General features: G+C 65.2%; 1 protein-coding gene. It reads right to left on the minus strand.

What is annotated here, in order from left to right:
• Window positions 1-715: 715 nt before the first annotated feature.
• A partial coding sequence (gene lon / locus AC5JJ6_RS42080; protein ID WP_496047773.1) for an endopeptidase La occupies window positions 716-2,568 on the minus strand: 1,853 nt, incomplete at its 5' end.

Consider the following 2,568-nt stretch of genomic DNA (forward strand, 5'->3'; position numbering starts at 1 on the left):
ATCGGCCGCCGCCGGGGCGGAGAGCACCGGGACAGCGAGAACGGCGGTGGACGCCAATAGACAAGCACTCAGATTGTCGAGAAAACGCATGACGACAAATCCCATTGTTAAAGATTTGAAATAAACAGGCTGTTGGCGATTGTATTTTAGGGGACAAGCCGGTAAATAAATGGTAAAATGACGTTATTTACTTTACGCAAGACAAACATACGCGTGTCATCGCATTCATTGCGGCGTTGAAACATGACGCTTACGGGGTTGGGGATTGGGCAAGATCCGGCAGAGGTGTCGGGCTTTCCACCGCTTCGCCATGACGTACCGCTCCAATCGTCCTGCCAGGACTTGATCCTGGCGGCTGGTCCGGCTTGTCAAGATCCGATGCCACGCGAAGCGTGCTGGGCCATGGGCCCAACCTACTGACTGGCCGACAGCGGCTGTAGACGCGGCTTCCCGCCGCGTTCGCTTCGCGCTTCGATGGCTTTAAGGTGGGCGGAAATGCGCGGCGCGGCAGAGAGCGCGCATCCGCGCACTGAACGCGGCCGGAGGCCGCGTCTACGAGGAGCATCACCCCGGAACATGGGATGAATAAAAAGCCATTGAACGGTATTGGGTTTAAAGCGAAGCGGCAGCCGACAGCAACGCGCCTGCTTGTCGGCTGCCGCTTCGCCGTAGCCGACCTACGGCATGGGCGCCTTGGCCTGTTGGACCTTCCGGTTCAGCTCAGGGCGGCCGCTATCGCGTCGTCCACCCGTTCCAGCCAGACGAAGTTCAGCGCTTCGCGGGCCGCTTCCGGGATGTCCTCGTAGTCGCGGCGGTTGCGGGCGGGGAGCATGACGGTGGTGATGCCGGCGCGCTGGGCCGCCAGCACCTTTTCCTTGATGCCGCCGACCGGCAGCACCAGCCCGCGCAGGCTGATCTCGCCCGTCATCGCCAGATCGCTGCGGATCGTCCGTCCGGTCAGCAGCGACACCAGCGCCATGAACATGGCGACGCCGGCGCTCGGGCCGTCCTTCGGGATCGCTCCGGCGGGGACGTGGACGTGGATGTCGAACTTGTCGAACTCCACCGGGTCGGTTCCCAGCACTTCCGGCCGCGACTTGACCAGGCTGAGCGCCGCCTGCGCGCTCTCCTTCATGACGTCGCCCAACTGACCCGTCAGGATCAGCCGGCCGTTGCCCGGCGTGCGCGTCGCCTCGATGAACAGGATGTCGCCGCCGACCGGGGTCCAGGCCAGCCCGGTCGCGACACCGGGGACGCTGGTCCGCATCGCCGTCTCGCTCTCGAACCGGCGGCCTCCCAGGATCTCCGTCACCTCGCCGGGGCCGATCGCCAGATGGTCGATCGTGCCTTCGGCGATCCGCATCGCGACGTTGCGGAAGACGCCGCCGATCAGGCGCTCCAGGTTCCGGTTGCCGGCTTCCCGCGTATAGTAGCGGATGATCTCCCGGATCGCGTCGTCGGTGATGGCGGCCTGCTCGGGCTTCAGCCCGTTGGCCGTCAACTGGCGGCGGACCAGATAGCGCTTGGCGATCTCGACCTTTTCCTCCTCGGTGTAGCCGGGCAGGTCGATCACTTCCATGCGGTCGCGCAAGGGGCCGGGGATGTTCTCCAGCACATTGGCGGTCGCGATGAACATGACCTTGCTGAGGTCGAACGGCACGCCCAGGTAGTTGTCCCGGAAGGTGCCGTTCTGCTCCGGGTCGAGCACTTCCAGCAGCGCCGCCGAGGGATCGCCGTGGAAGCCCTGGCCCAGCTTGTCCATCTCGTCCAGCATCATGACCGGATTGCCGGTGCCGGCCTTACGCAGCGACTGGATCACGGTGCCGGGCAGGGCGCCGACATAGGTCCGGCGGTGGCCCCGGATCTCCGCCTCGTCATGCAGGCCGCCCAGGCTGACGCGGACGAACTTCCGCTCGGTCGCCCGCGCGATGCTCTGGCCGAGCGAGGTCTTGCCGACGCCGGGCGGGCCGACGAAGCACAGGATCGGGCTGCGCCCTTCCGGGTTCAGCTTGCGGACCGCCAGGAATTCCAGGATGCGGCGCTTGATCTTCTCAAGGCCGTAATGGTCCTCGTCCAGGATGCGCCGGGCCGCCGCGATGTCGATGCTGGTCTCGCTGAAGGCCGACCACGGCAGCTCGATCAGCCAGTCCAGGTAGGTCCGGATCATGGAATATTCGCCGGCGCCCTCCGGCATCCGCTCCAGCCGGCGAAGCTCCTTCAGCGCCTGAGTCTCGACCTCCGGCGGCATCTTGGCCTTGGCGATGGCTTCCGTCAGCTCCTGGATCTCGACCTGCTTGGCGTCGGTTTCGCCCAACTCCTTCTGGATCGTGCGGAGCTGTTCGCGCAGCACGTATTCGCGCTGGCGTTCGTCCATGCTCTCCTTGGTCTGCTCGCTGATCCGGCGCGACAGGCGCAGCACCTCCAGCCGGTGGCCCAGCAGGTTGCCGACCTTCTCCAGGCGGCGGGTCAGGTCGAAGGTCTCCAGCACCTCCTGCTTCTCGTCCGGCTTCAGGTCCATGTAGCTGGCGACCATGTCGGCCAGCGCCGACGGGGTCGGGATATTCTGGA

The sequence above is a fragment of the Skermanella sp. genome, assembly GCF_059503625.1.